The organism is Rahnella sp. AA, from assembly GCF_002834385.1.
Taxonomy (GTDB): domain Bacteria; phylum Pseudomonadota; class Gammaproteobacteria; order Enterobacterales; family Enterobacteriaceae; genus Rahnella.
The window spans coordinates 94,896-120,858 of record NZ_PITQ01000005.1; the positions used below are offsets into that span (position 1 = coordinate 94,896).

General features: G+C 54.5%; 26 protein-coding genes. 8 read left to right on the top strand and 18 right to left on the bottom strand.

Translation table 11 applies throughout. The features are described from left to right. Nucleotides 1-83 precede the first annotated feature (83 nt). The 10 genes from mdcH to bioH all read right to left on the bottom strand — a co-directional run bounded on the left by mdcH (nt 84) and on the right by bioH (nt 8,931). A complete protein-coding gene (mdcH, locus tag CWS43_RS13665; RefSeq protein WP_101077485.1) occupies nt 84-1,019 on the bottom strand; it encodes a malonate decarboxylase subunit epsilon in 936 nt (311 codons plus the stop codon). A gap of 27 nt (nt 1,020-1,046) precedes the next feature. Then, on the bottom strand, nt 1,047-1,673 hold the full coding sequence (locus tag CWS43_RS13670) for a malonate decarboxylase holo-ACP synthase (protein ID WP_101077486.1): 627 nt from the start codon (nt 1,671-1,673) through the stop codon (nt 1,047-1,049). Nucleotides 1,674-1,692: 19 nt separating this feature from the next. Then, nucleotides 1,693-2,655 carry an AEC family transporter gene (locus CWS43_RS13675; RefSeq protein WP_101077487.1) on the bottom strand — a complete coding sequence of 321 codons (963 nt, stop codon included), beginning with the start codon at nt 2,653-2,655 and terminating at the stop codon, nt 1,693-1,695. A gap of 187 nt (nt 2,656-2,842) precedes the next feature. Next, nucleotides 2,843-3,658, bottom strand: coding sequence for a biotin-independent malonate decarboxylase subunit gamma (mdcE, locus tag CWS43_RS13680; protein ID WP_101077488.1), 816 nt, complete (start codon nt 3,656-3,658; stop codon nt 2,843-2,845). After that, nucleotides 3,655-4,491, bottom strand: a complete 837-nt coding sequence (locus tag CWS43_RS13685; protein ID WP_101077489.1) for a biotin-independent malonate decarboxylase subunit beta — start codon at nt 4,489-4,491, stop codon at nt 3,655-3,657. The genes mdcE and CWS43_RS13685 overlap by 4 nt, the downstream gene beginning before the upstream one ends. Then, complete coding sequence (locus tag CWS43_RS13690; protein ID WP_101077490.1) at nt 4,481-4,783, bottom strand: malonate decarboxylase subunit delta; 303 nt, start codon at nt 4,781-4,783, stop codon at nt 4,481-4,483. Before CWS43_RS13690 ends, CWS43_RS13685 begins: the two co-directional genes overlap by 11 nt. Nucleotides 4,784-4,827: 44 nt before the next feature. Beyond that, complete coding sequence (locus CWS43_RS13695) at nt 4,828-5,685, bottom strand: triphosphoribosyl-dephospho-CoA synthase (protein WP_101077491.1); 858 nt, start codon at nt 5,683-5,685, stop codon at nt 4,828-4,830. A gap of 5 nt (nt 5,686-5,690) precedes the next feature. After that, nucleotides 5,691-7,352 carry a malonate decarboxylase subunit alpha gene (gene mdcA, locus CWS43_RS13700; RefSeq protein ID WP_101077492.1) on the bottom strand — a complete coding sequence of 554 codons (1,662 nt, stop codon included), beginning with the start codon at nt 7,350-7,352 and terminating at the stop codon, nt 5,691-5,693. A gap of 306 nt (nt 7,353-7,658) precedes the next feature. Next, nucleotides 7,659-7,928: a YdgH/BhsA/McbA-like domain containing protein gene (locus CWS43_RS13705; RefSeq protein WP_101077493.1), complete on the bottom strand. Its 270-nt coding sequence runs from the start codon at nt 7,926-7,928 to the stop codon at nt 7,659-7,661. A gap of 232 nt (nt 7,929-8,160) precedes the next feature. Continuing rightward, on the bottom strand, nt 8,161-8,931 hold the full coding sequence (bioH, locus tag CWS43_RS13710; protein ID WP_101077494.1) for a pimeloyl-ACP methyl ester esterase BioH: 771 nt from the start codon (nt 8,929-8,931) through the stop codon (nt 8,161-8,163). A 46-nt stretch (nt 8,932-8,977) separates the two neighbouring features. Here bioH and gntX point away from each other — a divergent pair, with 46 nt between their 5' ends. Then, complete coding sequence (gntX, locus tag CWS43_RS13715) at nt 8,978-9,667, top strand: DNA utilization protein GntX (protein WP_101077495.1); 690 nt, start codon at nt 8,978-8,980, stop codon at nt 9,665-9,667. A gap of 97 nt (nt 9,668-9,764) precedes the next feature. Then, nucleotides 9,765-10,340 carry a Fe-S biogenesis protein NfuA gene (gene nfuA / locus CWS43_RS13720; protein ID WP_101077496.1) on the top strand — a complete coding sequence of 192 codons (576 nt, stop codon included), beginning with the start codon at nt 9,765-9,767 and terminating at the stop codon, nt 10,338-10,340. Nucleotides 10,341-10,490: 150 nt separating this feature from the next. On the opposite strand, the gene malQ is transcribed toward nfuA, so the two are convergent. The 8 genes from malQ to ulaA all read right to left on the bottom strand — a co-directional run bounded on the left by malQ (nt 10,491) and on the right by ulaA (nt 19,788). Next, nucleotides 10,491-12,623, bottom strand: coding sequence for a 4-alpha-glucanotransferase (gene malQ / locus CWS43_RS13725; protein WP_101077497.1), 2,133 nt, complete (start codon nt 12,621-12,623; stop codon nt 10,491-10,493). A gap of 8 nt (nt 12,624-12,631) precedes the next feature. Beyond that, nucleotides 12,632-15,046 carry a maltodextrin phosphorylase gene (gene malP, locus CWS43_RS13730; protein ID WP_101077498.1) on the bottom strand — a complete coding sequence of 805 codons (2,415 nt, stop codon included), beginning with the start codon at nt 15,044-15,046 and terminating at the stop codon, nt 12,632-12,634. A 292-nt stretch (nt 15,047-15,338) separates the two neighbouring features. Further along, nucleotides 15,339-16,028: an L-ribulose-5-phosphate 4-epimerase gene (locus tag CWS43_RS13735; RefSeq protein ID WP_101077499.1), complete on the bottom strand. Its 690-nt coding sequence runs from the start codon at nt 16,026-16,028 to the stop codon at nt 15,339-15,341. Beyond that, nucleotides 16,025-16,885, bottom strand: coding sequence for an L-ribulose-5-phosphate 3-epimerase (locus tag CWS43_RS13740; protein WP_101077500.1), 861 nt, complete (start codon nt 16,883-16,885; stop codon nt 16,025-16,027). Before CWS43_RS13740 ends, CWS43_RS13735 begins: the two co-directional genes overlap by 4 nt. Nucleotides 16,886-16,895: 10 nt before the next feature. After that, nucleotides 16,896-17,552, bottom strand: coding sequence for a 3-keto-L-gulonate-6-phosphate decarboxylase UlaD (locus tag CWS43_RS13745; protein WP_101077501.1), 657 nt, complete (start codon nt 17,550-17,552; stop codon nt 16,896-16,898). A 16-nt stretch (nt 17,553-17,568) separates the two neighbouring features. Next, nucleotides 17,569-18,051, bottom strand: a complete 483-nt coding sequence (gene ulaC, locus CWS43_RS13750) for a PTS ascorbate transporter subunit IIA (protein WP_101077502.1) — start codon at nt 18,049-18,051, stop codon at nt 17,569-17,571. 10 nt (nt 18,052-18,061) lie between these two features. Further along, nucleotides 18,062-18,370, bottom strand: coding sequence for a PTS ascorbate transporter subunit IIB (gene ulaB, locus CWS43_RS13755; RefSeq protein WP_101077503.1), 309 nt, complete (start codon nt 18,368-18,370; stop codon nt 18,062-18,064). 14 nt (nt 18,371-18,384) lie between these two features. After that, entirely contained in the window at nt 18,385-19,788 is a 1,404-nt protein-coding gene (gene ulaA / locus CWS43_RS13760) for a PTS ascorbate transporter subunit IIC (protein WP_101077504.1), read from the bottom strand. Between the two features lie 403 nt (nt 19,789-20,191). On the opposite strand from ulaA, the gene ulaG reads away from it, so the two are divergent. From ulaG to CWS43_RS13795, 6 genes are all read left to right on the top strand, one after another. Next, nucleotides 20,192-21,256 carry an L-ascorbate 6-phosphate lactonase gene (gene ulaG / locus CWS43_RS13765; protein ID WP_101077505.1) on the top strand — a complete coding sequence of 355 codons (1,065 nt, stop codon included), beginning with the start codon at nt 20,192-20,194 and terminating at the stop codon, nt 21,254-21,256. 122 nt (nt 21,257-21,378) lie between these two features. After that, nucleotides 21,379-22,134, top strand: coding sequence for an HTH-type transcriptional regulator UlaR (gene ulaR / locus CWS43_RS13770; protein ID WP_101077506.1), 756 nt, complete (start codon nt 21,379-21,381; stop codon nt 22,132-22,134). 84 nt (nt 22,135-22,218) lie between these two features. Further along, nucleotides 22,219-22,539, top strand: coding sequence for a thiosulfate sulfurtransferase GlpE (gene glpE / locus CWS43_RS13775; RefSeq protein WP_101077507.1), 321 nt, complete (start codon nt 22,219-22,221; stop codon nt 22,537-22,539). 166 nt (nt 22,540-22,705) lie between these two features. Beyond that, the gene (locus CWS43_RS13780) at nt 22,706-23,896 is read left to right on the top strand and encodes a PLP-dependent aspartate aminotransferase family protein (RefSeq protein WP_101077508.1); all 1,191 of its coding nucleotides are present in this window, start codon (nt 22,706-22,708) and stop codon (nt 23,894-23,896) included. A 300-nt stretch (nt 23,897-24,196) separates the two neighbouring features. Then, nucleotides 24,197-25,027 carry a rhomboid family intramembrane serine protease GlpG gene (gene glpG, locus CWS43_RS13790; protein WP_101077510.1) on the top strand — a complete coding sequence of 277 codons (831 nt, stop codon included), beginning with the start codon at nt 24,197-24,199 and terminating at the stop codon, nt 25,025-25,027. Nucleotides 25,028-25,036: 9 nt separating this feature from the next. Continuing rightward, nucleotides 25,037-25,795: a DeoR/GlpR family transcriptional regulator gene (locus CWS43_RS13795; RefSeq protein ID WP_101077511.1), complete on the top strand. Its 759-nt coding sequence runs from the start codon at nt 25,037-25,039 to the stop codon at nt 25,793-25,795. Nucleotides 25,796-25,963: the final 168 nt, after the last annotated feature.

The window sequence follows — 25,963 nt, forward strand, 5'->3', positions numbered from 1 at the left end:
CATTACCTTTGTATTTCAGCGCGTTACGCCTTAACGTAACGCGTCGGGAACAAAAGTTCATAGCCAACCTATCACACTAATTTCTAACGTTCGTTTTCCCGTAACCGGGTTGCGAGACGTCCCGCAACGTGCATGCCGGACTGGCATACAGACAGCGCTTCGCCCTGATCCATGGCGCGTTTTGTCAGACCGGTCAGCACGCAGCCGGGCGGCATTTCGAGTGCCAGCCGGACATCGCGCTGGTAGGCCGCAACCATGGCATCTCGCCAGTTCACGGTCCGCGCCATGTTCATCGCTAAATCATCGGCGATTTTCTCCGGCTGCCAGTAAACGCGTCCGGTAGTTCCGCTGAGATAACCGCAAACCGGACGGGAAATTTTCACCTGTTTAAAGGCTTCCACCAGTCTGGCCGCAGGTTCATCAAGCAGCGCGCAATGCGACGGCACGCTGACTGCCAGCCGGTGCGTTTTCTGCGCGCCCTGCTCTTTCGCAAGCAGCATCACCTGTTTCATCGCGGCATCGCTGCCGGCGATAACCAGCTGATCTTCAGCGTTAATGTTGGCCAGATAAACCGGAAGCTCGTCGCTGTTAACCTGCGCCACCAGCGCTTCAATTTGCGCCTGACGCAGACCCGTGATGGCAGAAAGGCCAAAGCCCTGCGGATAAGCCTGTTGCATTAACTCGCCGCGCAGGGCGACCAGTTTCACGGCGTCGGAGAAATCCAGCGCGCCCGCAACCACGGCGGCCGGAAATGCCCCGATGGACAACCCGCTGCAAAAATCGGCTTCGATGCCTTCGGCCTTGCATTGTTTTGCCCAAACGACACCGGCAATCAGCAGACAGAGCTGGACCGCGCCGGTGGAATGAAAAGCGTCGGCGTTATCAAGGAGGAGAACATCTTCGCCAAGCGCCAGGCTGGCCTGTTCAATGAGGGAATGTGTCAGGGAATTGTCGGGCAAATTGTGCAGCATTTGCGGCACCTGCGGGCCCTGACCGGGGAAGGTAAATAAGATTTTCATCGTGCTCCTTGCTTCTTTTGCCAGACATCAGCCAGTCAGCGATTGCCACGGGTCACGCACCCGGAACGGGCCGGTCGCGGTTTTCAGCATCACATCACCGCCGCGCAGCCATTCGCTGAGGGCAAATCCCCCTTGTGGCGTATTGATCTGAACATCGGCACGGCACGGAAGCCGCTGAAGCTGGTCGTAAAAATCGAGAAACTGCGCAGGTGTCGCCGGAGAATCACAGCGCACCAGCAAATCCAGATCACTGTCAGCGTGCATGACCGGAAGGTCGCTGGCCAGCGCAAACGCACAACTGCCCGTCACGCCCCACGGGAAAGGCAATTGCAGACTGCTTAACGTAATCAATGCCTGCACCGGTTGTTGTGAAACAAACGGCGATTGCAAAAGCGCATTGACGTCACTGACCAGCAATTCCGGCGTCACGACCCGCACCACGGCGGCCGGGCTAACCCAGGCCGCCGCACGCTGAATGCGGGTCAACCCGCGTATCCCAACCGGAATAGCCCCGTCCGCACGCTGGTCGCGACGGACCACCAGCGGCAGCGCAGTGCGCCAGCTGCTGTTGACCCAGTCGGGTAAAACGTTGTCGCTTTCCAGCGCAGAGCGGTCGCTAATCCAGATAAAATCATGGGCACGCGGTACAGACATTTTTATCAATCCTGTCTTATCAGTGAAGTGCAGCCGTCAGTGAGATGAACAGCGGCAGTGTCACAATACACAACACGGAGCTTATCAGCAGCGAAGCTTCCGCATCCGGAGACTGAACGCCGAAACGGTTACCGAACACGATACCGAAGAAACCGGCCGACAGCGCAATCATCAGAATCGCAGTCACTGCAACCTGACCACTCAGACCGAACGCCAGGACCAGACCCCAGGCGATAAACGGCTGAATCAGGTTTTTCGCAACGCAGGACAACAGCACCGGACCGTTAATTTTCAGCTTACGGGCTGACAGGATCACACCGGTCAGGAACAAGGCAGAAGCCGTTGCTGACAGACCCAGCGGTTTGATCGAGGCCAGGAAGATTTCCGGCATTTTAATGCCAACTGCCGCCAGAATCACACCCAAAAGCGGTGCCCAGACGATCGGTTTTTTCACAGAACGCCACATCAGAACCGGCAACAGCGCCAGTGATGAGCCCTGATTTTCGCCGCTCAGACGCGCTTTTTCACGTTCCAGAATCAGCAGGCAGAACGGTGTCATCAGCACTGAACCACAGGCAATCGAAACCGCCACGGACAATGAGGTTGACGGCGCATCGCCCAGAACACTGCTCAGGATCGGCAAACCGAGCGCTGCGTAGTTTGGCAGTGCCACGGTCAGCGTCAGAACGGCCGCATCCTGTGGCGACTTCTTAAACACTTTGGTGCAAATAAAGTAAATCGCGGCGTAGGTGATCCACATCGCCAGAACCAGCACCAGAATCAGCGGTGATTGTTCGACGATACCGGCCCACGGCGTTTGTACAGTTGCTGCAAACAGCGCAGCGGGTAAAGCGAAATCCATCACAAAAATATTCAGTAAAGAGACGTTCTGGTTATCCACCATTTTCGCTTTCCCGGCATAAAAACCGAGGATCATGATGACGAAAATAGGGGCAAGCGCGTGCAATATTACGTAAGTCATAGCGATTTTCCTGAGGCAAAAAATGAATGCTCAGTCGGCGCCGGCGCGATGGTTTTTTAGTATGACAGTCCAGTTGCAGACAACAGCAGGCCCTCGCCCCTGAACACCAGGGGCGGGAACCTGCAATGCGGCTGCGTCACGCTGTTTGCAGGTGCGTTACCGGTTGAGACTGAAAGTTGTTAACGAATTACCATTCCTGACGCATCTGCTGGCGAACGCGCTGCGAACTTGCGCGATTTTCTGCACCCAGACGGTTGCTGAGGCTAACGCCTTCTTTGCGTGCGTCCTGGATGTTTTGCCATACCACGTTTTGTACACGGGTGATGTCGTCGGGTGTTGCGCTGTCCGGATTAGCGATGTCGAGTAATTGCGACAGCAGCCCCAGAGTGGCGTAGTTTTCGATGTCGTAAGCCATCGGCGGGATGGTTGCGGCCAGTTTTTCCAGCGCGTCCACGGAACGTAATGTGATACGTGCTGCGGATTCTTTCCCCATCGCGTGGATCATGACGCCGTTATTTTTGAAGGCAATCAGCTTGTTGGCCTGATAACCGTGTGCCAGAAACGCACCGGACATCGCTTTGCCGACAATCAGCCCAACCACCGGATGCCCGGCCAGACGCGCTTTGGCGTAAGCACCTGCGGCACCGGCCAGCGCCTGATGGATGCCGAACGCTTCTTCACGGCGGCCATATGCCTGGCTTGGCACATCAATCACCGCCACGATGGCGCGTTTGGTGTCGGAATTCGCATCAGCAGCAATGGCGTCGTTAACAACTTTTGCCAGCGTCCAGCCTTCCAGCAGACCGACTTCACCACCCGCTGCGCGCGGATACTGATTATTTTTATCCGGCACGACAGTAATGAAACGGACAGCCTGGTCGTTAAGTTTGCCATCGGCGGCTTTTACCGAAGGGCAAAGGCCGCTGACCGGTGTGGCTTCTTTGGTCAGTTCTGCAAACCAGTAATCACCCCGGCTGACGGTGTTGCTTTCTACGTTGCTCATGCGCGATCCTCCCGGTTAAACAGGGCTTCCGTCACTTCACGGCTGGCCTGCTGCGCGGTGTCAAAACCGGTCAGTTTTGGCAGGTAATAATCATAATTATCAGAACGATGTGTCGCCGGGACACCTTTTTTGATGAAGGCGAGCACGTTGTCTTTCACTTGCGCGAGGGAGTCTTTAACCAGCGCGTCCACAAAACCGCTGTGATAACGCACTTCGCCACCGGTCATGCTCCAGATAAACGGACGGTCGCGGGAATCGTATTCGTCGATACCGGCTTCCTGTTCGATAACCTGCGGACCGTTCAGGCCCAGACGCGCTTCACGGGTGACAATCAGGTAGCTGCACAAGGCGGCCGCGATGGACATCCCGCCGAAACAGCCGACTGTGCCTGCAACCACGCCAATCACCGGCGTATAGCGACGTAAATCGACGATTGCGGCGTGAATATCGGCGATAGCCGCGAGGCCCAGATTGGCTTCCTGCAAACGTACACCACCGGTTTCGAGCAGAAGGACTGCCTGAGTCGGGATGCCGTTACGGTTATCCTCAGCCGCCATTTCCAGCGCAGCGGCCATTTTGGCACCGGACACTTCGCCCATACTGCCGCCCTGGAAACTGCCTTCAATGGCGACGACTACCGCGGGCTGGCCGTTGATCTGGCCTTTCGCGACAACCATGCCGTCATCAGCCTGCGGAACGATGCCCTGCGGTTCCAGCCACGGCGACATAATGCGTTCGAACGGCCCCAGCAGCTCGCGGAACGTCCCGGCGTCCAGCAATTTACGGGCGCGCTGACGGGCGCTCAGCTCGATAAAGCTTTGATCAGTTGGCATGTTCAGCCTCCTCAAAAACCTGTTCGATACGCAGACGGGCAACCCCTGGTGTGGCGCCAAAATCATTGATGTCGAGACGACCGGCCGGTAATTCACGCAGGGCGTTCAGGCGGTCAAAAAAGTTCTGCCAAAGGGTATGGCTGCCGTCGACAGATGTGGTGACGATAATTTTCAGTTCGTTGATTGTTTTTGGTTCATACAGCGCTTCTAAATCGCCGGAACCTACCACGCCTGCCTCGGCGTGGCCTGCCAGCGGTTTTGCCGCCGGGTATGTAAATTCAAAACGTTCCATAACACCTCTTTGTACTGATGTTAGTTAATGCGTATCCGGCTCAGTCAGCCGATGCTGACGCGGTCGAGAAACAGAGTGGCGGCCAGTAAATCAGCGGCACCGCCGGGCGAGACGTTATCAGCCAGCATCCGGCGTTCAAGATGACGCAACTGCTCTTTGCCCGCAGCCGTGCGCATACCGCCTGCGTGGAGTACAGATTTCGCCCCCTGATGCATGGCTTCCAGCGCCGGTAATCCGCCGCGCGATAACACACAGGTATCGGAAAGCCGGGTCATCACCGCCAGCAACGCATCAACCTGTGCTTCGCTTTCGCTGGCACCGCGTGAACGGCTGTGATGAAGCTGCGGCAACGCACAATCGATAATGTGCGGGAAGCCGCTCTGCGCCTCTTCGCGCGCGCCGGGCACCTGATAACGCTGCACGGCGTGCGAACCTTTACTGAATTTTTTCGGGCTGAAGGCGTCGGGTAACGCCGCAATTTTCGCGGCGCGCTGCGCAATAAGCGCTGGCAGCAAACTTTCCGGCTGCATGGCTACGGCGCTGACCAGCAACCCCATCGCCCAGATAGCGCCCCGGTGAGTATTCACTCCGCCGGTTTCCACCATCATCTGTGCCTCTCCGGCACGGCCTAAACGCCCCACTTCCTGGCGCAGGGCGATATCCGCCGGGCGCTGCCAGCTGTGTAACGCCAGCAAATAGAAAGTGGGCGTCAGACTGCGTGCCGAGCGCACCATCAGATCCAAATTTAAATCCTGATGTGCGCCGGAACTCCGGCTGTCCACCAGCCCCGGTTTCGGGCTAAGCCGCGCTTCATCGATCAGCGCCTGCGTCGCCGTGTCTGCCAGCCTTTCGGCCAGCTCTTCCGCTGTCAGCACAGCGCCAATCGTTAAAGTCTGCGGCATAGTGATCACCAGCTGCGGAATTTGGCTGGCGGGTTGTACAAACCGCCTGACCAGTCAACCAGTTCGCTCACGCTGCCGGCCGCCAGTAATGAACGGGTCGCATCAGTGCGGCGAATGCCCATGTCTTCAGGGAAGACCACCAGCCCCTGACGACGCAGGTCAGCAACGCGTTTAGCGTCGACGCCCAGGCCAATGTCAGTGATACCGGCAACCGCTGCGACCATCGCACGGCGCTCTTCAAGAGAACGCGCACGGTGCAGATATGCGATACCTTCTTCGGTCAGAACGTGAGTCACGTCGTCGCCGTAAATCATCACAGGCGCCAGCGGCATCCCGGATTCTTTACCCACATCGACCGCTTCCAGTTTTTCAACAAACGTCGGTTTACCACCGGCCTGGAAGGTTTCCACCATCTGCACGACCAGTTTTTTACCGCGAGCCAGCGGATCCGGCTCTTCGATCATGTCGAGCCAGGCAGGGGTTGAGTGACGGCGACCATGAGGATCGTGGCCCATGTTTGGCGCACCACCGAAACCGGCCAGACGGCCACGGGTCACGGTTGAGGAGTTCGCCAGACCATCGACCTGCAAGGTGGAACCGATGAACATATCTACCGCGTACTGGCCTGCCAGCTGGCAGAACGCGCGGTTAGAACGCATAGAACCGTCAGAGCCGGTGAAGAACACGTCCGGACGGGCGCGGATGTACTCTTCCATCCCCAGCTCGCCACCGAAGCAGTGAACCGTTTCTACCCAGCCGCTTTCGATGGCAGGGATCAGCGTCGGATGCGGGTTCAGGGTCCAGTGTTTACAGATTTTGCCGCGCAGGCCGAGCTGTTCGCCGTAGGTCGGCAGCAGCAGTTCGATGGCGGCGGTGTTGAAACCAATACCGTGGTTCAGTGACTGCACGTTGTGTTTAGCGTAGATGCCTTTGATAGCCATCATTGCCATCAGCACATGAACCGGTTTAATCAGACGCGGGTCGCGGGTGAACAGCGGTTCGATGAAGAAAGGCTTGTCGGCAACAACCACGAAATCAATCCAGTCGCCCGGAATATCAACGCGTGGCAGATCAGTGTCTTCATCAACCAGTTCATTAACCTGCGCAATCACGATACCGTTTTTAAACGCAGCCGCTTCGACCAGCGCTGGCGTGTCTTCGGTGCTCGCACCGGTATAAAGGTTACCTTTGCGGTCAGCTTTGAAGCCGGCAATCAGCGCGATATTCGGCACCAGATCGACATAGAGACGGGAATACAGTTCGATGTAGGTATGGATCGCACCGATTTCCATCTGACCATCTTCCAGCAACTGCGCGATACGCAGGCTTTGCGGGCCGGAGAACGCGAAGTCGAGCTTGCGGGCAATCCCGCGTTCGAAGAGATCCAGATGCTCTGCACGGCTGACGCTTGGCATGATCATGTGTAAATCATGCAGCTTTTCAGGGTTCACTTTCGCCAGTGAACGGGAAAGGAAGTCAGCTTGTTTTTGGTTGTTACCTTCCATCACCACGCGGTCGCCGGAAGCGATCAGCGTTTCGAGGATAGGAATAATTTTGTCGGTGGGTAAGACTTTACCCTCTGCCACGGAACGGACACTGTCGATACGCCGTTGTTTCTCACTGCGGCGGGTGTCCCACACTTTCGTGGTCTGCGGATGTTGCGGCATGCCAAACCTCCCTGGGTTGAGCTTGCTGAAGTGTTCCCGACGTGATGAAGCAAAAGGACGGAGGGAAGTTCAGTCAAGTGGCGGTTGCATCACATTTGACCTGTTTTGATAGCCTGCTAAGTGTATGTAACGAAGAATATTCCATCAATTAAGCGTCCTGACAGTTCGTTACCCTGAGAGTAACGATCTGGCCTATTTGATTAAAAACAAGTTGATACAGAACAAAGAAAGAGAGGAAGTGCACATAAATCAGGAAATAAAAAAGGGATGCGCAAAGGCATCCCGGATACCGGAAGGAATTAACGATTATTTGAACACTTCAGCCGTTGCGCTGATTTTCTTCTTCTCCTGAGCGGCGATAATCGCGAAATATTTACCCCCTTTTTCATCCGCCAGTTTTGCCAGCTCTTCTCTGGCATCCATTGGAGCCGTGTATTCATTGGTGGTCGTCACCAGACCCAGGCTGGTATAGCCTTTGTCTTTCGCTTCTTCTTTCGTAATCAGATCAGCCGCCATTGCGTTGACTGAGAATAACCCTGCAAGAACTGCCGCAAAGATAATTTTGTTTGATTTCATGACAATACCTCTAAATTAGATGAATAATTCTCAAAGAAAGCAGTCAAGATATGAACGGAGGGTGGGTCTGTGCTGGTATGAACCTTCCTGGTTAACCACCAGATTTCTCCCCAGAGACACAGACGGGCGGATGCAAAAGCGCCAGCCCCTCACCTCCGGCATCTATCGGCTTAAGTATTAATCACCCTTCGGAATTAGCCAGAAACCAGTAATAAAATATTTACATTAATTATCATTCTGCAACCAGGAACTGCTCGACAAGTTCACAAAAATCATCGGGATGAGAGATAAACGGTGCGTGAGCGGATTTTACAATAATTTCAGAACGGGATGCCGGGAGTAACCCGTCCAGCAAGGGCACCATTTTTCTTGGCACCAGGCCATCCAGTGCACCGTAAATACGCAATAATGGCACCGCCAGTTTTGTCATCGGCTGGCGCAGATCCACGCGTCGTAAAATCTCCAGCCCGCCGTTCAGCACATCGACAGGGGGCATCGGCAGATTAAGCACTATCGACTTCAGCAACCGCGCATCCTGACGCGCACTGTCACTGCCCAGGGTTTGCAAGGCCAGAAAACGCTCGACCGTGCGCTGAAAATCCTCACTCAGCTGATGCTGGAATCCCTGCAACACATCAGGGCGGATCCCCGGCCAGTTCTCATGCGCACAGAAGCACGGCGAAGAAGCCACGGTGATCAATTTTTCAACCCGCTCCGGCGCACTCAGCGCAATCTGAGTGGCCACCAGCCCGCCCAGCGACCAGCCCACCAGAGAGGCTTTCTCCGGCATAACGGCAAGAACGGCGTCCGCCATCTCTTCGAGCGTCATCGCGCCAAAACCTTCGCTGCGGCCATAGCCGGGCAAATCCACCAGATGCAGACAAAATTGCGGCGCAAGTCGCTCCGCGGTGTAACGCCACACTTCGGCATTCAGCCCCCATCCGTGAAGCAGCACAAGATGGCGATCTCCTTCGCCGATTGTCTCCCGGTAAAGCTTGTTCATAGCGTATTGTCCGTGTCTGTCTGAATGGCAAAAGGAACCCGCCACTATGCTAACAATTGCCAGCCGCTGTTGGCTATGCCAGTGTCCGCTGCACCTTGCAGTTCAGGGGATTTGCAGCCTGTGTCTGAAACACCTGCCGCCAGCGCCGCCCTATTGCCCGCGCTGCGGGTTGCCCAGTGCCGGTGGTAATCTCGATTGCGGGCGCTGCCTGCTGAAACCTCCGCCGTGGGACGCACTGATTTTCGCCAGCCCGTATGAGCCGCCGGTCAGCGGGCTGGTGCTGCGGCTGAAATTCTCCAATCTTCCCGAGCTGGATACCCCGCTTGCGCGCCTGCTCCTGTTGCGCTGGCTGGCGCGCTGGCGATCCGGCAATCTGCCGAGGCCCGAGGTGCTGCTCAGCGTACCTTTGCACCAGAAACGCTATTTTTCGCGTGGTTACAATCAGAGCGAACTGCTTGCACGTCCGCTGGCGCGCTGGCTGCATTGTCAATATCTCCCCGGAGCCTTAACCCGTGACCGGCAGACGGTATCCCAGCAAAGCCTGACCGAACGGGAAAGAAAATGGAATTTACGTAAAGCGTTCACCTGCCATGCGAACCTGCGGGGTAAGCATGTAATGCTGCTCGATGATGTAGTGACCACTGGCAGTACGGTGCGTGAAATAGGCAAAATTCTGCACAATCAGGGAGTTGCCTCACTGCAAATTGCCTGTATTTGCCGTACCTTACAAAAGTGAGCACATGCTGCTAAAACAGCGGCAACGTGAAAGATGACGGGTAAAAGTAAAGGGCGTATTATAACCAACTAGAGTAGTCAACTATTGAGCGAATGTTATGATCCTTATTACCGATGCTGCCCAAGAGCACTTTGCCAAATTGCTGGCAAACCAGGAAGAAGGCACCCAAATCCGCGTATTCGTGATCAATCCCGGTACGCCGACCGCAGAATGCGGTGTCTCTTATTGCCCGCCAGACGCCGTGGAAGCGACGGATACCGAACTGAAGTTCGAGAAACTGTCTGCTTTCGTCGATGAACTCAGCGCGCCTTATCTGCAGGATGCCGTGATTGATTTCGTCACCGATCAGCTCGGTTCCCAGCTCACGCTGAAAGCACCTAACGCAAAAATGCGTAAAGTGTCTGATGATGCGCCGCTGATGGAACGTGTTGAATATCAGTTGCAGTCGCAGATTAACCCGCAACTGGCCAGCCACGGTGGCCGTGTTTCCCTGATGGAAATCACCGACGATGGTATTGCTGTTCTGCAGTTCGGCGGCGGTTGTAACGGTTGTTCTATGATTGATGTCACTCTGAAAGACGGCATCGAGAAAGAACTGCTGCAAAACTTCCCGGAACTGAAAGGCGTTCGTGACCTGACCGAACACCAGCGCGGCGAGCACTCTTTCTACTGATTAACCGTTAATCAGACAGAATGTAAAAAGCACCCTTCCGTTGGGTGCTTTTTTTATGGTTTGAATACGGGTGTCGCCATTAATACCCCACCCCAACCCTCCCCTTCGCAGGGGAGGGAGTTGCCCGAAGCCGCTTTCCAGGTTTGGCTTTTAGCTCCTCCCCCTGCGAAGGGGGAGGTTGGGAGGGGGTTTAGCAGACGACTCAGAAGTTGCTAACCGTCGGCGGTTCAAATCTGCCAGCAGCAAATTAATGTGCTCATCGCTGAACAACGCTTCCAGGGTGTGCGTCAGTTTTCGCCGCCAGTTAGGGTATTCAGTGTTTGTGCCAGGCACGTTAACCGGCGTCGACATATCCAGCCAGTCTTCCGGTTGCAGCCCGAGCAGCGCACTGGCGCTGTCCGCCAGATAACGCTGTAAACCCCGGTTCAGCACCGGCGTCATCGGCATTTTTGCCGCCGTGTGCCCGGTGGATTTCGGCACACAATGCGTCAGGTGCAACGCATCCAGCAGCCCCTGTTTGCTTCGCTCGCGTTCAGCACGCAACTTTTCCAGCACCAGTGGATCCGGATAGACGCCCAGCGTGGCACCCAGCGTTAAATCCCCGCCTTCCCAGTAGCCGCGCAAGGTCGGTAAATCATGCGTAGTCACCGTCGCCATCGCCTGAACGACATAGTTTTCAGGCGGCCGATAGGTGAAGGTTTTATCGTGCTCGAAATACAGCACTTTGTAGGAATAGACGCCGCTTTCACGCAGGCTGGCGACAATTTCTTTTGGCACAGTCCCCAGATCTTCACCAATCACCATGCACTGATGCCGCTGGCTTTCCAGCGCCAGCACGCCGAGCAGATCTTCCAGCGGATAACGGACATACGCGCCGTTGCCAGCCTCTTCGTCAAACGGGATCCACCACAGACGCAGCAGCCCCATAACATGGTCGATGCGCAAAGCCCCGCATTCCGCCATATTTGCACGCAGCAAATCGATAAACGGCTGATAGGCACGGGCTTTCATTTCGTGAGGGTCAATGGGCGGAAGCCCCCAGTTTTGCCCCTGTGGCCCCAGAATATCCGGCGGTGCACCAATCGTCGCATTCAGACAATACAACGACGGATCTGACCAGGTTTCCGCACCACCTTCCGCCACGCCGACCGCCAGATCACGATACAAACCCAGCGGCATCTCCAGCTCCACACTACGCTGATAACACGCTGAAAATTGCGTATGCGCCAGCCACTGCAGCCACTGGTAGAACTCAATTTCACCGGCATAATGCTGGCTGAATTCCGCCACATCCGCCCCTCTGGCGTCACGATAAGCGTCGGGCCATACCGGCCAGCCCCACAATCCCAGATCTAAATCCCGCAGATGAACATGCAGCGCATCGAACAGCGCCTGCTGTCGCAAACTTTCGCCGCCCAGCAGCACAAAACGACGGAAATCCCGCTTGCGCTGGCTGGCTTCCGGCAGTTCACCAAAGAGCGGCCACGCCAGTTTCAGCGCATTTAATTTCAGCCGCATCACCAGCGGATAATCAACAAACTCGGTGCTGCGCGCCTGCAACAATGCATCGTGCGTTTCGATGGAATGCCACCAGCTTTGTGCCAAATCGCTGGCGGTAAATTCTTCCACCGTATTCACGTCGATGTACGCCAGATTCAGCCAGCGGCGTGAGGACGGGCTGTACGGGCTGGCGCTCAGAGGATTGGCCGGATACAGCGCGTGTATCGGGTTCAGCCCGACGAACGCGCCGCCGCGCAGGCCGACTTCTTCCACCATTTTTTTCAGGTCGCCAAAATCGCCGACGCCCCAGTTATTTTCCGACCGCAGCGTGTATAACTGAATCGTCGCCCCCCACAGTTTTTTGCCTTCAAGCAGCGCGGGCGGCTCATAACAGCGCGGCGGCACAACAATAATCCGGCAAGACCAGATTTTGTCGTTTTGTGATAATGTCAGCTGATGGTAACCCGTTGGCAATCCGGCACTGAGATTCAGAACCTTGCCAACCTCAACGACCCCCTCCGTCTGGTCGCCGTTTTCAAGCGTAAATTGCCAGCCAAATGCACCGCTGCCCTCCGGGGCCAGCAGCACTTTTTTGCCTTCCGTAAACACTTTTACCGCAGGCAAAGGCGTGACCTCGGGCACATCTTCCGGATCACGCCCCATGGCCGCCAGCAGCGATGCCCGCGTTTCGTTGGACACCGTTTCCACTTCATCCGACATATTGATAAAACTGTCTAAAATACCTGCCCGGCGTGCGGCCTCAACAAGTTGCTTATCCTCCATGCCTGCTCCTAACGTTTTACCTGCCAGATACGTTGCTGATAATCGCGGATAGAACGATCGGCGCTGAACATCCCGACGCGTGCGGTGTTGAGCAGCGTGCGGCGCGTCCATTCGTCAGCGTTGCGATACAATTCATCGACCCGTTTTTGCGCTTCGCAATACTGCGCAAAATCCGCCAGTACCAGATACGGATCGCCGCCATCGAGCAGGCTGTTGAGCATCAGATCGAAAGCCTTTTTATCGCCGTTGGCATAAAAACCGCTGGCCAGTTCATCGAGAATCGCCTTGAGATGTTTGTCTTTTTTCACCACGGCTTTCGGCTTATAGCCTTTCTTCAGCTCGGCTTTCACTTCATCAACGGTCAGGCCAAAGATGAAAATATTGTCTTCGCCCACCTGCTCGGCAATTTCGACATTTGCGCCGTCCAGCGTGCCGACGGTCAGCGCGCCGTTAAGCGCCAGCTTCATGTTGCCGGTGCCCGACGCTTCTTTCCCTGCCGTTGAAATCTGCTCGGAAACGTCCGCCGCCGGGATCATCAGTTCCGCTACCGACACGCAATAATCCGGGATAAATACCACTTTGATTCGATCGGCCACGATCGGATCGTTGTTGATCTTCTCCGCGACCTGATTGATCGCATAAATGATATTTTTTGCCAGGTAATAGCCGGGCGCCGCTTTGGCACCAAACAGGAAAACTCGCGGCATGATATCGAGTTTCGGGTTGTCGCGGATCTGGCGGTAAAGCGAAAGAATGTGCAGCAGGTTGAGATGCTGACGTTTGTATTCGTGCAGGCGCTTAATCTGTACATCGAAAATGGCATCCGGATTGAGTTTGATGCCCATGCGATGCCAGACGTATTCCGCCAGCCGGACTTTGTTGTCGTGCTTGATTTTGCGGTAGTGCTTACAGAATTTTTTATCTTTAACGCCGTCTTCCAGGCCTTTCAGCAGATCCAGATTATTCACCCAGGAATCCGTTTTCAGGCGCTCATCAATCAGAGCGGAAAGCGCCGGATTACACTGTTTCAGCCAGCGGCGCGGTGTGATGCCGTTGGTGACGTTGTGGAATTTTTCCGGCCACAACTGGTGATATTCCGGGAACAGATCTTTGACGACCAGGTCGGAATGCAACGCCGCCACGCCGTTTACCGCAAAACCGGCGACCACGCAGAGGTTCGCCATCCTTACCTGTTTGTCGTGATGCACGGCCAGTTTCGCCCAAACCGCCTCATCGCCCGGCCAGGTTTTGCTGACCAGCTTTTTGAAATTGGCGTTGATTTGTTTGATGATTTGGAAATGTCGCGGCAAAAGGCTGCGCACCAGGCTTTCGTCCCAGGTTTCCAGCGCTTCCGGCATTAACGTGTGGTTGGTATACGCAAACGTGCGGCTGGTGATGTGCCAGGCATCGTTCCAGCTCAGCTGATGTTCGTCGAGCAAAACGCGCAGCATTTCCGGGATCGCGATGGTCGGATGGGTATCGTTGAGCTGAATCACTTCGTAATCCGGCAGCTCGCTGATTTTGCGGCCAAGGAAATGGTGACGCCGTAAAATATCCGCCACCGAACAGGCGCATTGGAAATATTGCTGCATCAGGCGCAGGCGTTTACCGGCCTGATGGTTGTCATTCGGATACAGCACTTTAGTGAGTTTGGCCGCATCAATGCCCTGCTGCTCGGCTTTGAGAAACTCGCCGTCATTGAATTTTTCGAGATCAAACGGGTGCGGATGCGTGGCTTCCCATAAACGCAGCGGCTGCGTAATTCCGTTGCGATACCCCATCACCGGCAAATCCCAGGCTTCGCCGCGCAGCGTAAATTCGGGTTCCCAGCGGGAAACACCCTGTTCGTTCTTCACGATTTTCCCGCCAATGCCGACATTCACGGCCAGAGAGCTGTTATGGCGGAACCACGGATATTCACTGCGGTGCCAGTCATCCGGCGACTCTTTTTGTTTGCCATCGACAAAGCGCTGACGGAACAAACCATACTGATAATTCAGGCCGTAGCCGGTGCCCGGTTGCCCGACCGATGCCATCGCATCAAGATAACAGGCCGCCAGACGCCCGAGCCCGCCGTTACCGAGCGCCGGATCGATTTCTTCTTCAAGCAGGTCTGTCAGGTTGATATCAAACGGCTCAAGCGCGCTGGCAATTTTTTCGTACCAGCCGAGGTTAATCAGGTTATTACCGGTCAGACGCCCGACCAGAAATTCCATCGATATGTAGTTAACGTGACGGGTGATCTTTTTACTTTTACTGCTCACGGACTCATTTTGCGGCGGGAGTTGTTCAGCCACGGCGGCGCTGACCGCGTGCCACCATTGATGCCGGGTCATGTCCCTGGCTGAAGTGAGTCCAAACGCTTGCCACTGGCGGGTTAGCGCCGCCAAAAAAACATCCTGCTTGAGCGTGATTTTCGACATAGGGCAGTCTCTTTTCTGTCAGTGGGGACGGAGTGTTTCCGTGAGAAAAAATGTGATCCAGGCACCTTTATGTATAAACCCAATGCCGAAAAAATGCTCACTGTCTGAACGGCAAAAAATGCATGAAATCATGTCTGAGGGAGTTTCGGCGTGGCCGGAGATGCCATTAATACCCCACCTCAACCCTCCCCTTCGCAGGGGAGGGAGCTGATCGAGTTTTTTGCGCCTCCACCTGGGAAGGGGATGTTGGGAGGGGGTTTGGCTGGCAATTCAGAACTTATGTAATGGTTTTCTATTTTTGCCCGTAATAGGCATCCGGCCCGTGTTTGCGGCTGAAGTGTTTGTGCAGCAGATAATCATCCATTGGGTGCTGCGGGCGTTGCAATATACCGGTGATCCACGCCATTTTCGCGACTTCCTCCAGCACAACAGCGTTATGCACCGCCAGCTCCGGCGTGGTTCCCCAGCAGAACGGGCCGTGCTGCGCCACCAGAATGCCGGGCATGTGCAGCGGGTTAATGCCTTCCAGCGTTTGGGCAATCACCTTGCCGGTTTCCAGCTCGTATTCACCGGCCACTTCTTCACGCGACAACGGGCGTGTGCACGGAATAGCGCCCGCGAAATAATCCGCATGCGTGGTGCCTAACGCGGGAATGGCAACACCAGCCTGTGCCCACGATGTGGCATGGGTAGAATGGGTATGCACAATGCCGCCAAGTTCAGGGAAACGGGCGTAAAGCTCGAGATGCGTGGCGGTATCCGATGACGGCCTGTAACGCCCTTCCACCACTTCACCGCGCAAATTCACGACCACCATATCGCTGGCCTGCATTTTTTCGTATTCCACACCGCTCGGCTTGATGACCACCAGCCCGCGCTCGCGGTCGATTCCGCTGACATTGCCCCAGGTAAACGTCACCAGACCGTACGCAGGCAGCGCCATATTCGCTTCAAAAACACGTTGTTTCAGTGATTCCGTCATGCCACTTCTCCCATATCCAGCCCGGCTTTCTGCATTTTATCCACGACCCAGGCGCGTGCGTTGCGGACTTCCTGCATCGGGTCGGCAGCGGTTTCACTCCACATTTCGATTAAATACGGCCCGCGATAGCCGCTCTTTTGTAGCGTTTCGAAGCAACGCTCAAACTCAACGACGCCGCTGCCAAACGGTACATTTTTGAATACGCCCGGCTGCGTATCTTTAATGTGTACCGCAACGATGTGCCCGGCACCGCTCGCCAGTTCCATCTGCACGTCGTTATCCCAGGCGGATAAATTGCCGATGTCCGGATACAGCTGGAACCACGGGTTATTCAGGTAATGCGTATATCCCAACGCTTTGCTGATCGAATTCATCAGCGGGTAATCCATGATTTCCATCGCCAGCGTGACCTGCGCCCGGCTGGCCATTTCCACGGATTCCTGCAAACCGGCACGGAAACGCTCACGGGTATGATCGTTGGCCTGCTGGTAATAGACGTCATAACCGGCGAGCTGAATGACGCGGATGCCTAAATCCTGCGCCAGCACGATGGCTTTAAGCATGATTTCCAGCCCCTGATTACGGGTTTCATCGTCTTCAGAGCCCAGCGGGAAACGCCGGTGCGCGCTCAGGCACATCGACGGAATGCGGATGCCGGTGCGCGAAATCGCATCGACAACCAGCAAACGTTGCTCGCGTGACCAGTCAAGCCGCGCCAACCGGCTATCGGTTTCATCGACCGACATCTCGACGAAATCAAAACCCAGCTCTTTCGCCAGCGTCAGGCGCATCAGCCAGTCTTCGCCCGCAGGCAAAGCTTTTTCATAGATCCCGAGTGGAACGGCTTTATGCATCATGCGATTTCCCTTAGCCCCAGAGCTGGCTGATGGATTTTTTGAACTGACGCGCCGCGTCTACAGGGTCTTTTGCGTCACGGATACTGCGTCCTGCGATGAAGACGTGAACCGGAATGTCTTTAAACAGCGGCAAATCTTCCAGCACCAGACCGCCCGTGATCGTGACCTTAAAGCCCATATCGGAAAGACGCTTGATCGCCGTGATATCGGCATCGCTCCACGCCACACCGGCGGCCTGAGCATCGCGGCTGCGGTGATAAACCACCTGCTGAATGCCCGCGTCATGCCATTCCTGCGCCTGCTCCCACGTCCAGTAACCGGTCAGCTCAATCTGCACGTCGCCGCCAAATTCTTTCGCCACGCCCAGCGCGCCTTTGGTGGTATTAATGTCAGCACAGCAAATCACGGTGACCCAGTCGGCGTTGGCTTCAAAACACATGCGTGAGAGGATTTTACCCGCGTCGGCAATTTTGGCGTCAGCCAGCACGATTTTTTCCGGATAAAGCGCTTTCAGGTCACGCACCGCGCGCACGCCTTCAGCCACGCACAGGATGGTGCCGACTTCAATAATGTCGACTTCACTGGCAATCAGACGTGTGGTTTTGTATGCGTCGTCCATTGACTGGTTATCGAGCGCGACCTGCAACATCGGTAATGAATGAGACATGTTGGTTTTCCTTACTTTAGTAAGCCTGGGACGCCTCAGCGTCTGCGGAGGTTTTATCAATTAAATCCAGTACCTGCTGCGCTGTCGTACAATCACGCAGACGATCAAAATTGGCTTCATCTTCAAACAGATTCACGACCTGCATGATGCCCACCTCCTGATGTACGTTGGCATCGACGGCGGCGAGCGTGATCAAGATATCCACCGGATCGTTATCCTCATGGTTGAACACCAGTGGCTTTTTCAGCGTAACCAGCGCGAAACCGGTTTTTTTGACGCCCTCTTCCGGGCGGCCATGCGGCATGGCCAGGCCCGGCGCAATCACGAAGTAAGGCCCGAAACGCTCAACGCCATCCAGAATCGCCTGGTAATAGCGTGGCTCGACGACATCGGCAGCGACCAGCATATCGACACCAATTTTCACCGCTTCCTGCCAGGTTTCTGCCTCCGCCTTCAGGCAAATCGAGTTATTCCCGGCCAGCGAATCTCGCAGTTTCATTGCGCGCTCCTTACTTTTTCAGCGAGGTTGGGAAGTGAGCATTAATGACTTCCATCACTTTCGGGCCGAAATCCGCCGCCGAAAGCATGTTGCGCACACCGACGACATATTTGTTGCCGCTGACGGTGATTTCGTCAGCGACGTGCGTGGAGGCGACGATAATGTCCGCGCCGCTCAGCTCAGATTTATACTCACCGACCGCGCAGCTGTTCATGGTGTGTTCCACGCCTTCCTGTGTCAGAAACTGCCCGATTTTCATCTTCATGATCATCGAACTGCCTTGCCCGCAACCGCAAACTGCCAGAATTCGTACTGTCATGGAAACCTCGTTGATTAGTGAGTAGCAGACTCATTAAGAGCTTGTTTTTCGGCATCTTCTTCGGCGCGAAGCGTGCGACCGGCGAAGAACATATACAGCACCGCGATCACGGCAATCACGCCCATAAAGGCCATGCCAACGCTAAAGAATCCCTGCATCATTGGCGGTGCCAGAATTGACCAGTCGGCCATGCCCATCCAGGCGCTGAGGCCGGTCAGTTTGATGGCCCAGACGCAGCCGAAGATTTCGATCATCCCCATCACCAGGCAGATTTTCAGCGCGGCGCGCCAGCCACCGAAGTGATTCGCGAATACGCCGATGGTGGCGTTGGAGAAGAACATCGGGATAAAGCCGGGAATGATCATGATGGAAGACCCCACGCCAAACAGAATGGCGACGGCAATCAGTTGGCCGATGGTGCCCCACATAAAGCCCCAGACCACGGCGTTTGGCGCGAAGCTGTAAATCGCCGCGCAGTCGATCGCCAGAACAGCACCGGGAATTAAGCGTTGGGAAATCCCGTTAAAGGCTTCGGTCAGTTCAGCGACGAACATACGCACGCCCTGAATGATGATGAAAATGGCAACCGCAAACATCAGGCCGGTTTGCAGGATGTAAATCGTCCAGTGCGTTTTACCGGCCATTTTCTGCAACGTATCGAGACCGAACGAGCAGAGGATAATGCCGAAAAATACGGTCATCACGATGGCGGTGGAAACGATGTTGTCGTGGAAAATATTCAACCACCCCGGCAGCTTGAGGTCTTCAACGCTGTCCTCTTTCTTACCGAGATAGGGTGCAATTTTGTAAGCAATCCATGACGCAAACTGTTGCTGATGCCCGATAGAAAAACCGCTGTTTTCCGTCACGGACTGCGTCGGTTTGTACATCATGTTGGAAGTGATCCCCCAGTACAGAGAAACCAAAATCGCCGTCGACCAGATGGTGGTCCACATCGGCCAGCCGAGAATGAAGAAGAAGACGGCGATAAGCCCCGCCTGCTGGAACATGATGTGGCCCGTCAGCATGATAGTGCGGATGCCGGTAATGCGGCGAAAAACCACCATCAGGATGTTCAGCGCGAGCGCGATAAGCACCGCATAACCGACCCAGCTGTAGGCATCGCCCATGCGTTCGACCGTTGCCATCATTGACGCGTAGGTATCTGAAATAGCACCGTTAATGCCGTAGACTTCAGAAAGTTTCGCCACCACAGGTTTGAATGTGCCCGTCAAAATGCCGGATCCCGCCTGCAGTAACATAAAGCCGATGATGGTTTTGATGGTGCCTTTGATGATAACCGTCGCGCTCTTTCTGAGCAGGATGTAACCGAGCAGGGTTACAAGCCCCAGCAATAACGGCGCGTTGGTCATTACCTGATTAAAAAATACGGTAAAGAGGGTGTAGAGGAATTCCATATAACTCTCCGTCTGACCTTGTTTGATCTCTTCGACGCTGAACACGCGTTAAAAAGTGAGGGACAGACGCACTCTAATGCTCACATTGAATCAGATAAAGATTTACAATGATTATTTGTGAGGAGTCTCGCAAGATATCGTTACCTCATCGTTTAGCGAACAAAAACACAAAGACATATTTTGTCTATTTATCATGGTAATATAGATATTATTCATTATTTATCCTCCCAAATTAGTCAGTTATCTTATCTTGTAACTCCCCGTAATCCGCCAAAATACGTCAGTGAAAATCATTGTCATGGCAAAAGTTCGGTGCTAAATTTCTCAAAATTAAATCATATACAATCACAAAATGATTAATTATGACTTAACCATTCAAACCAAACTCAGATGAGGGAATACAATGAGCAAAGTAGAAACGATCAGCCGCGAATCCTGGATCCTCAATACTTTCCCGGAATGGGGCACCTGGCTGAACGAAGAAATCGAGCAGGAAAACGTCGCGCCGGGCACTTTTGCGATGTGGTGGCTGGGCTGTACGGGGATTTGGTTAAAATCTGAGGGCGGCGCGAATATTTGTGTCGATTTCTGGTGTGGCGTCGGCAAGCAAAATCACAGCAGCCCGCTGATGAAAACCGGCCATCAGATGCAACGCATGGCGGGTGTGAAAAAGCTGCAACCGAACCTGCGCACCACGCCGTTTGTGCTTGATCCTTTTGCGATCAGAGCGATCGACGCCGTATTGTCCACCCACGATCACAACGATCATATTGATGTAAATGTCGCGGCCGCTGTGATGCAAAACTGCGCTTCTGATGTGCCGTTCATCGGTCCGCAAACCTGCGTGGATTTGTGGATAAGCTGGGGCGTGCCGCGTGAACGTTGCATCGTCATGACACCGGGCAAAGTGTTAAAAATCAAAGATGTGGAAATTCATGCGCTGGATTCTTTCGACCGCACCGTGCTGATAACCTTGCCTGCCGACCAGAAAGCGGCTGGCGTTCTGCCGGACATGATGGATCAGCGTGCGGTGAACTATCTGTTCAAAACGCCGGGCGGAAACCTGTATCACAGCGGTGATTCACACTATTCGAACTACTACGCGAAACACGGCAACGAATACCAGATTGACGTCGCCCTCGGCTCCTACGGCGAGAATCCGCGCGGTGTGACCGACAAAATGACCAGCGTCGATATGCTGCGCATGGCAGAATCGCTGAATACAAAAGTCGTGATCCCGTTCCACCATGATATCTGGTCGAATTTCCAGGCCGATCCGCAGGAAATTCGTGTGCTGTGGGAGATGAAAAAAGACCGTCTGAAATACGGCTTCAAGCCCTTTATCTGGCAGGTTGGCGGCAAATTTACCTATCCGAATGACAAAGATAATTTCGAATATCACTACCCGCGCGGGTTCGAAGATTGCTTCACAACAGATACTGACTTACCGTTTAAATCCTTCCTATAAAGCATTGTGAGAAAAGGCGGAGACTATTTTCTCCGCCTCTTCAGAAACAATTTTATTCGCATTATCGCTCGTTTATAATCACGCGGTAATCATCTTCTTTCAGATTCCCCCGCGGAGACACCATGACAGAGCCACAACGACACAATGCCATCCTTGATCTTTTGCAGCGTCAGGGGCAGATCTCCGTCGCTGATGTCATTGAAAATTTTGATATTTCACCGGCTACTGCGCGTCGTGATATCACTAAACTCAACGAACTGGGGAAATTGCGTAAAGTGCGTAACGGCGCTGAAGCCGTAAACCAGCCACGCCAGAACTGGACCCCGCTTAATATTCATCAAACCCATAACCTCAACGAAAAAATGCGTATCGCCAAAGCGGCTGCCCAATTGTGCCTGCCGGGTGAAAGTGTCGTGATTAACTGTGGCTCAACAGCGTTTCTGCTCGGGCGTGAGATGTGTGGGAAAGACATTCAGGTGATCACTAATTATCTGCCGCTGGCTAATTACCTGATTGAGCAGGAACACGACAGCGTGGTGATCATGGGCGGCCAATACAATAAAAGTCAGTCGATTACGCTGGCACCGCAGGATGGCGATGCAAGCCTGTACGCCGGACACTGGATGTTCACCAGCGGCGCAGGGCTGACCAGCGATGGCCTGTATAAAACCGATATGCTGACCGCGATGGCAGAACAGAAGATGCTCAATTACGTAGGAAATCTGGCGGTACTGGTCGACAGCAGTAAAATCGGACAACGCGCAGGAATGCTCTTCAGCCGCACCGAACAAATCGACGTGCTGATCACGGGAAAAGAAGCCGACGATGAAATCATCGGGCAGCTACGCCTTAAAGGCGTGAGAGTCATTCTGGTTTAACCTTTATCCCTTCTGTTCGTCTGGTCTTCGTCGTGCAATTATTAGGTAGAATGGCGATATAACTTCTTATGAGGCACGACCAGAATGGAACAATTTGAAGCAATCAGCGTTGAACAGGCGCATACCCGCCTGACATCCGGCGAAGCGGTGATGGTCGATATCCGTGACCCGCAAAGTTTTGGTGCCGCACACGCACCCGGCGCATTTCATCTGAGCAATGAAAGCATGCGCGCCTTTATGGAACAGGCCGATGCCAAAACGCCGGTTCTGGTCATGTGCTATCACGGCATCAGCAGCCGTGGCGCGGCGCAATTCCTGATTAGCCAGGGGTTTGAGTCGGTTTACAGCGTTGACGGTGGCTTTGAAGCCTGGTCACAAACCTTCCCGCAAGATATCGAAGCCTGATCTCCTCTCTCTCCGGCGCAGACTAAAGTTTTTATAAACCAAGTTTTTATAAACCGAGTCTTTATAACCAGGCTATCCGGTTTGCGCCGAAAATATTCTTAAGCCGAAAAAGCTACCGTTCTCCAGTGTTGATATAATTTCCGCCTACTATCGACAGGATTTCAAGATGAAACAACTGAACAAAACACGTTCTTTGGGTATGCGTACGCTCGCCGTTCATGGTGGCCAGCAGCCGGACGTCCAGACCGGTGCCGTCGCGACACCGATTACTGCCTCTTCCGCATTCTCCTATCCGGATTTTGACAGCGGCGCACGTCGTTTCAGCGGCGAAGAGCCGGGCTATATGTACAGCCGTTTTGCTAACCCGACGGTCACGGTTTTCGAGCAGAAACTGGCCGCGCTGGAGGGCGCAGAAACCTCCGTCGCCTGCGCAAGCGGCATGGCGGCAATCAGCGCAACGTTATTTGCCCTGCTGGTGCCGGGCGATGAAATCATTCATGTCGGCACGCTGTACGGCGGGACCGAAGGCGTAGTGCGCAATCTTCTGCCACGTTATGGCATCAAACCGGTACACGTCACGAACGTTGGCGAACTGGAGGCTGCTTTCACCAAAAACACCAAAGTCGTGCTGGTTGAGACACCGGCGAACCCGGGTCTGGACATTGCCGATCTGGCAGAAATCGCGCGCTTATCCAAAGCAGCAGGCGCAATCAGCGTGGTGGATAACACTTTCGCGACGCCTTACCTGACGCGTCCGCTGGCGCTGGGCATCGATATCGTTCTGCACTCGGCGACCAAATACATCAGTGGTCACGGCGATGCGACCGGCGGCGTGGTGGCCGGTTCTGCGGCATTAATTACGCCAATCCGCACGCTGAGCCTGAAACAGTTCGGTGGTTGCCTGAGCCCGTTCGAGGCCAGCTTGCTGATCCGCGGGCTGAAAACTCTGCCGTTGCGCGTCGAAGCAAGCTCACTGAGCGCACAGGCGGTAGCGGAATTCCTCTACAGTCACAGCGCAGTGGAAACGGTATTCTATCCTGGGCTGCCGGAACATCCGGGCCATGCCATCGCAGCGCGTCAGATGAAACTGTTCGGCGGGATTATGGCGATTGAGCTGAAAGGCGGGCTGAACGCGGCACGGACTTTCCTCGATAAACTGAACATCATCACGCAGGCGGTTTCCCTCGGCGATACCGATTCGCTGGCCTGCCATCCGGCCTCGACCACTCACAGCGCCGTCGCGCCGGAAGTTCGCCGTCAGAGCGGAATTACCGACGGGCTGGTGCGCATCAGTATCGGTATCGAAGACACCGAAGACCTGATTGCCGATCTGGAACAGGCGCTGGAAGGGCTTTAATCGTTCGGCTAATAAATATGCCGGTTTTTGTCCGTATTCTGGCGATAACCGGCATTTATCGCCAGAATACTGGCGATCTGCATTCCATCAATCATGTCCAGGAACCGGGTAATATTTCACGAGATCCCGATCCATCTCACACCCACGTGATTTTTTTGGTCACCGAAGGTAACACCGCCCCCGTAAATTCTCCCCCTTATCTCGTCTGACGTTATAATCGACTTCCCACACGCTGGCAGATAAGGTATTGCCCTAAAATGACGGCAACAAATCAAACAATTAGGGAAACCGGTTAACGCTATGGTGCGCATTCTAAACCTGAATAACCCCCGCCTCGCTCAGGCATTTGTCGATTACATGGCAACGCAGGGTTTCACGCTGACGATCAAACATGAAAGCCAGGAGGTCCAGCTCTGGCTGGAAGACAAATCCCGTCTGGAAGAGGCCGAGAAACAGGTTGCGCTGTTTGTGCGCGATCCACTGCATCCGCGCTATCAGGAGGCCAGCTGGAAAACCGGCAAAGCGCAGCCACATTTGCGGATGTCGCACACACCGTTTCTGAAAAGCCTGCGCAGCCGTGCAGGCCCCGTGACTATCGGCATGATAGCCCTGAGTTTTGCGGTCTTTATCCTGCAACAAATACTGGGAGATGAACTCGTCATGAACTGGCTGGCGTGGCCTGACAGTTCACGCGTATTCCAGGTCTGGCGCTGGTTTACACCGGCGTTGATGAATTTCTCATTCATTGCCTTGCTGATTAATCTGGCCTGGTGGTGGTATCTGGCGAGCCAGATAGAGATGCATCTGGGCAGCGGTAAATTATTCACCGTCACCGTGATTTCTGCCCTGATCAGCGGCTGGGGCCAGTCGATGGTTAATGGCGTCTGGTTCGGGGGGTTATCTGGCGTGGTTTATGCGCTGATGGGATACGCGTGGTTGACTGGCCAGTTGAAACCGGAAAGCCGGTTGTACGTACCCGGTGGCCTGTTGGTGATTTCGCTCATTTTTATGTTCATCGGTTACACCACTGGCGGTTCCGCCGTGGCGAATGCCGCCCACACCTTCGGCCTCGGGCTTGGGCTGGTGATGGCATTTGTTGATACGCGCACATCGCGCAAAAAAAGCAACTAGGGGATTCGGGTGAAACAAACACAACGCCATGATGCGATTATCGATTTAGTCCGCCAGCAAGGGTATGTCAGCACCGAAGAACTGGTGGAGCATTTTGCGGTCAGTCCACAAACTATCCGCCGTGATCTGAATGATTTAGCTGAACAGAATAAAATTCACCGCCACCACGGCGGCGCAGCGCTACCTTCCAGCTCAGTGAATGCGGCCTATAACGACCGCAAAGTGATGTGGTCAGAAGCCAAAGCACGCATCGCCGCACGTGTTGCCAGCCAGATCCCCGACGGCTCTACGCTGTTTATCGACATCGGTACGACACCGGAAGCCGTGGCGCATGCGCTGCTTAATCATAAAGATCTGCGTATTGTGACCAATAATCTGAATGTGGCCACGCTGTACAGTGCTAAAGATGACTGCCGCCTGTTTCTCGCGGGTGGCGAAGTCCGTGCCCGCGATGGCGGTATCATGGGGGAAGCGACTCTCGATTTCATCTCTCAGTTCCGCCTCGATTATGGCATTCTCGGCATCAGCGGCATCGATATGGATGGTTCTCTGCTCGAATTCGACTATCACGAAGCACGAACCAAACGCGCAATTATTGAGAACTCCCGCTGCGTCATGCTGGTCACCGACCATTCTAAGTTTGGCCGCAACGCGATGGTGAATCTCGGCAAAATGGATCTCATTCATTATATGTTTACCGATAAACAGCCACCTGACAGTGTGAAACGTATTATCGATAAGTACGACGTACATCTCGAACTTTGCTGATCCCTCTTCATTCAGGGAGCGCAGCCCGGGCAGCGCTCCCTGAGTCATCTCGCTTCCCATCCCTTCTTAAAACGAACAATTTCGAAAAATCCCGCGTGCTGTCGCGCTCGGTTTTGTACTCACCTGTTCCGTTTGCTCGTTACTGACACAAAAATGTTACCTCCATCA

Bases quoted from the DNA above. Each gene is read 5' to 3' on its own strand.
- mdcH (WP_101077485.1), bottom strand. From the start codon at position 1,019: ATGAAAATCTTATTTACCTTCCCCGGTCAGGGCCCGCAGGTGCCGCAA.
- CWS43_RS13670 (WP_101077486.1), bottom strand. From the start codon at position 1,673: ATGTCTGTACCGCGTGCCCATGATTTTATCTGGATTAGCGACCGCTCT.
- CWS43_RS13675 (WP_101077487.1), bottom strand. From the start codon at position 2,655: ATGACTTACGTAATATTGCACGCGCTTGCCCCTATTTTCGTCATCATG.
- mdcE (WP_101077488.1), bottom strand. From the start codon at position 3,658: ATGAGCAACGTAGAAAGCAACACCGTCAGCCGGGGTGATTACTGGTTT.
- CWS43_RS13685 (WP_101077489.1), bottom strand. From the start codon at position 4,491: ATGCCAACTGATCAAAGCTTTATCGAGCTGAGCGCCCGTCAGCGCGCC.
- CWS43_RS13690 (WP_101077490.1), bottom strand. From the start codon at position 4,783: ATGGAACGTTTTGAATTTACATACCCGGCGGCAAAACCGCTGGCAGGC.
- CWS43_RS13695 (WP_101077491.1), bottom strand. From the start codon at position 5,685: ATGCCGCAGACTTTAACGATTGGCGCTGTGCTGACAGCGGAAGAGCTG.
- mdcA (WP_101077492.1), bottom strand. From the start codon at position 7,352: ATGCCGCAACATCCGCAGACCACGAAAGTGTGGGACACCCGCCGCAGT.
- CWS43_RS13705 (WP_101077493.1), bottom strand. From the start codon at position 7,928: ATGAAATCAAACAAAATTATCTTTGCGGCAGTTCTTGCAGGGTTATTC.
- bioH (WP_101077494.1), bottom strand. From the start codon at position 8,931: ATGAACAAGCTTTACCGGGAGACAATCGGCGAAGGAGATCGCCATCTT.
- gntX (WP_101077495.1), top strand. From the start codon at position 8,978: ATGCTAACAATTGCCAGCCGCTGTTGGCTATGCCAGTGTCCGCTGCAC.
- nfuA (WP_101077496.1), top strand. From the start codon at position 9,765: ATGATCCTTATTACCGATGCTGCCCAAGAGCACTTTGCCAAATTGCTG.
- malQ (WP_101077497.1), bottom strand. From the start codon at position 12,623: ATGGAGGATAAGCAACTTGTTGAGGCCGCACGCCGGGCAGGTATTTTA.
- malP (WP_101077498.1), bottom strand. From the start codon at position 15,046: ATGTCGAAAATCACGCTCAAGCAGGATGTTTTTTTGGCGGCGCTAACC.
- CWS43_RS13735 (WP_101077499.1), bottom strand. From the start codon at position 16,028: ATGACGGAATCACTGAAACAACGTGTTTTTGAAGCGAATATGGCGCTG.
- CWS43_RS13740 (WP_101077500.1), bottom strand. From the start codon at position 16,885: ATGATGCATAAAGCCGTTCCACTCGGGATCTATGAAAAAGCTTTGCCT.
- CWS43_RS13745 (WP_101077501.1), bottom strand. From the start codon at position 17,552: ATGTCTCATTCATTACCGATGTTGCAGGTCGCGCTCGATAACCAGTCA.
- ulaC (WP_101077502.1), bottom strand. From the start codon at position 18,051: ATGAAACTGCGAGATTCGCTGGCCGGGAATAACTCGATTTGCCTGAAG.
- ulaB (WP_101077503.1), bottom strand. From the start codon at position 18,370: ATGACAGTACGAATTCTGGCAGTTTGCGGTTGCGGGCAAGGCAGTTCG.
- ulaA (WP_101077504.1), bottom strand. From the start codon at position 19,788: ATGGAATTCCTCTACACCCTCTTTACCGTATTTTTTAATCAGGTAATG.
- ulaG (WP_101077505.1), top strand. From the start codon at position 20,192: ATGAGCAAAGTAGAAACGATCAGCCGCGAATCCTGGATCCTCAATACT.
- ulaR (WP_101077506.1), top strand. From the start codon at position 21,379: ATGACAGAGCCACAACGACACAATGCCATCCTTGATCTTTTGCAGCGT.
- glpE (WP_101077507.1), top strand. From the start codon at position 22,219: ATGGAACAATTTGAAGCAATCAGCGTTGAACAGGCGCATACCCGCCTG.
- CWS43_RS13780 (WP_101077508.1), top strand. From the start codon at position 22,706: ATGAAACAACTGAACAAAACACGTTCTTTGGGTATGCGTACGCTCGCC.
- glpG (WP_101077510.1), top strand. From the start codon at position 24,197: ATGGTGCGCATTCTAAACCTGAATAACCCCCGCCTCGCTCAGGCATTT.